At 69.8% G+C, this 3150-nt stretch carries 3 protein-coding genes; all 3 read right to left on the bottom strand.

Annotated elements, in window-relative coordinates:
• Positions 1-1772 (bottom strand): hypothetical protein (locus tag K1Y73_RS21645; protein ID WP_225030475.1); only part of this gene is annotated, 1772 nt, incomplete at its 3' end.
• Positions 1769-2638 (bottom strand): flagellar motor stator protein MotA, encoded by an 870-nt coding sequence (gene motA, locus K1Y73_RS21640; RefSeq protein ID WP_225030474.1) that lies wholly within the window; start codon positions 2636-2638, stop codon positions 1769-1771. The genes K1Y73_RS21645 and motA, both read right to left, overlap by 4 nt.
• A gap of 63 nt (positions 2639-2701) precedes the next feature.
• The coding region (locus tag K1Y73_RS21635) for a MotE family protein (protein WP_225030473.1) at positions 2702-3150 on the bottom strand (449 nt) is incomplete at its 5' end.

The following is a 3150-nucleotide window of genomic DNA, read 5'->3' as shown; positions in this document are numbered from 1 at the left end:
CCGGCCAGCGCCACATCGGGCGCCACCGGAGGCCGGCCCTTGGCGGCCAGAGGCACGGCCTGCGCCAGGAACAGATCGTCGCCCGCGCCGGCCACCGCCAGCGACCACAGATCGGCCGCGGTGTCCGGCGCCTGCGGCAGCTCGGCAAAGGCCGCGGCAAAATCGCCCTGCAGCGCCGAGGCAAGAATAAAGGCGCGGCGCAGCGGCGCCTCCATCGCCGTGCGGCCGGCATCGCCGCGATAGGCCATCAGGGTTTCGGGCAGGCCGGCCGGCAAGACGGCGCCGGTCTTGAAGGCGGCCTCGACCAGGGTCACCAGCGCCTCGGGGCTGGCGGGTCCGGTTTCCTGCGCGACATCCTTGGCGATCTTCGCCGCATCCTGGCCATCGCCGGTGGCCAGATCGTATTTCGCATCCATCAGCGCCACTTCGGGCCCCGCCTCGCCCGGCGCCCGCAGGATCGCATCGCGAATCAGCCGCGCCTCTTCGTCGCGGCCGGCGGACAGGAACATCTCGACCAGGCCCGGGCCGAATTGCCGGCGCAGATGGATCGGCAGGGCCGAGAAGGACCGCGCCACCGCCCCGCCGTTCAGCGCCTTGATGTCCGACGCTTCCACACCGCCCCGCAGCTGCAGCGCCAGCGCCGACCACAATGCCGCCGCGGTGTTGCAGCCGGCCATCGGGGCAAAATAGCCGGTCTCGTCGGGTTCCTGATCGGCAAGCCGCGACAGCGCGGCCAGCATCCGCAACGCGTCGCCGGTGCTGTCGGGCGGCGGGGCGGGCAACAGGGACAGATACTGCCGCGCCTCGGCCCCAAAGCCCAGGGCGATGTACAGCCGCGCCGCGCGGCGGATCGCATCGGGGGCGGGCGCGTCGAATTCGCCCAGAAGCCCGGCGCGGCCCGGCCCCAGCTGCTCGGCCACCGGGCCGGGCAGTAGCCAGGACGCCAGGTCCAGATCGGCATCGGTCAGGCAAGGCCCGCCTTCGGCCGTCAGATTGGGCTTTGGGTCATGCACGCCCGAGGCCACCATGCCCGGCAGATCGCCGGTGACGATCCGCATCCCCGGCCCCTCGCTGCGCCGATCTTCCGAGGCCTTGGGCAGGATCGGATGTTCGGCGATGCCGACAATCCCCTCTGCCGCGCCGCGGCTGATCTGTTCCAGCAGCGCCGCGCGCAGCGGGTCGATCCGCGGGTCTTCGATCTGCAGCGGCAGGGGCAGCGGCCGCGTGGCGCCCTCGGCCGGGGCGGCATCGCCCTGACGCAGGATCGCCAGCCAGTCATAGCCCGGCCCCTGGGCGACAGGCGCCGGGGCCGGGCCGGGATCGGGCGCCGGCGTGGGCGTGGTTTCGGGCGCGGCGTCAGGCTTGGGCGGCGGATCGAGCGGCCCTTCGAAGGCCGAGCCGCGGGGCGGCTGGCCGGTCTTGAGGTCGATCACCACCACGCCGGGGCGGAATTCGAAGGCCACCGCAAAGCAGGGGCAGGACAGCGAGAACCGAAGCCGCCCGGAAACCGGATCGCGCCACAGCGCCGAGACGCGATCGCGCGGGATGCGTTCGAAGGCCTGGGTCAGGTTGTAGCCGGTCACTTCGGGGCCCAGCTGCAATTCATAGCCGTCTTCCGTGCGGCCAAAGCGCCAGTCGCCGGGCTGCGCCGCCTCAACCACGATGCGGGTGAAATCCGGGTGTTCGCCGCCGCGCACCACCGCAACCTCGGCCGCGGCCCGCCCCGGCCAAAGCGCCAGAAGCAGCGCCAGAAGGCCGGCAAACCGCGTCATGCCGCCTCCTGCTTCAGGGCCCGCAGCGCCTCTTCCAGATCGCCGAAACCGGGGCGCAGGTGATGCGGCGTGTTCTGGCGCCCGACCTCGATGCAGATATTCGCCGGGTGGCGGTGCAGGTTCGCCACCAGAACCTCGCGGATCAGCTGGTAGAAATGGGCGTCATCCTCGACCACCTGTTTCACCCGGGCGGCAAAGGGGCCCATCAGCCCATAGGCGAGGAACACCCCCAGAAACGTGCCGACCAGCGCCGAGCCGATCATCGCGCCCAGCACCTCGGGCGGCTGGTCGATCGAGCCCATGGTCTTGATCACCCCCAGCACCGCCGCCACGATCCCCAGCGCCGGCAGACCGTCGGCCATGCTTTGCAGCGCGTGGCTGGAATGCATGGCGTGATGCATCTGCGCCTCCATCCGCTTGTCCAGCACCTCTTCCACCTGATGCGGGTCGTCGTAATTCATCGAGGCGGCGCGCAGCGTGTCGCAGATCAGCTCGACCGCGTCATGATCGTGCTGGATCTTCGGATATTTGCCGAAGATCGAGGACGTCCCGGGGTTTTCGACATGTTCTTCCAGACCCACCGGGTTGGACCGCGCCAGACGCACCAGTTCGAACAGCATGCACAGAAGGTCGCGGTAATCGGCGGGCTTCCATTTGTTGCCCTTGAACACCTTGCCAATGTCCTTGAGCGTGTGTTTCACCGCGGCCAGATCGTTCGAGATCAGAAAGGCGCCCACGGCGGCGCCGCCGATCATGATCATCTCGAAGGGCAGCGCCTCGATGATCGGGGCAAGATTGCCGCCGTGGATGATGAAGCCGCCGAAGACCATCAGCAGGATGACTGCGATCCCGATAAACCCGAACATCCCCGCCCTTTCCCTGGCCTGACCACGGGCATCCTGCCCGGGCAGGGTTAAGATCGCCTCAACTCAGTTCTTCGGGGCCAGCGCATTCCGGCCGGCCAGAATCGCGCTGATCGCATAGGCCTTGTCGGCCGACAGGCCCGCCAGGATCGCCGCCGCCGCTTCGGGCCGCATCCGGGCCAGAAAGCCGGCGGCGAATTCGGGATCCATCGCCTCGAACAGCTTGGCGGCATCCTTGGGCTTCATCTGTTCATAGACCGCGGTCAGCTGGGTCAGATCGGTTTCCGAAGCGCCATTGGCGATGGCCAGGGTGGCCTTCAGATCGGCCTCGGCCTTCTGCAACGCCTCAAGCCGGCCGCGCAGGGCCGCATCGGCCAGGGCCAGCGCCGCCTCGCGGTCATTCGCCGCCGCCTCCTGCGCGGCCAGACGCGATTCGCGGGCCGTCAGCGCGGCGGCCAGTTCGGCGGGCGGGGCGGGGCAATCGCCGGGCGGCGCCGCAGCCGGCGCGTCATGCC

Source organism: Xinfangfangia pollutisoli, from assembly GCF_020179405.1.
Taxonomy (GTDB): Bacteria; Pseudomonadota; Alphaproteobacteria; order Rhodobacterales; family Rhodobacteraceae; genus Pseudogemmobacter; species Pseudogemmobacter pollutisoli.
The sequence above is the reverse complement of the archived record's forward strand: the minus strand, read 5'-3'. Positions and strand labels throughout refer to the sequence as shown.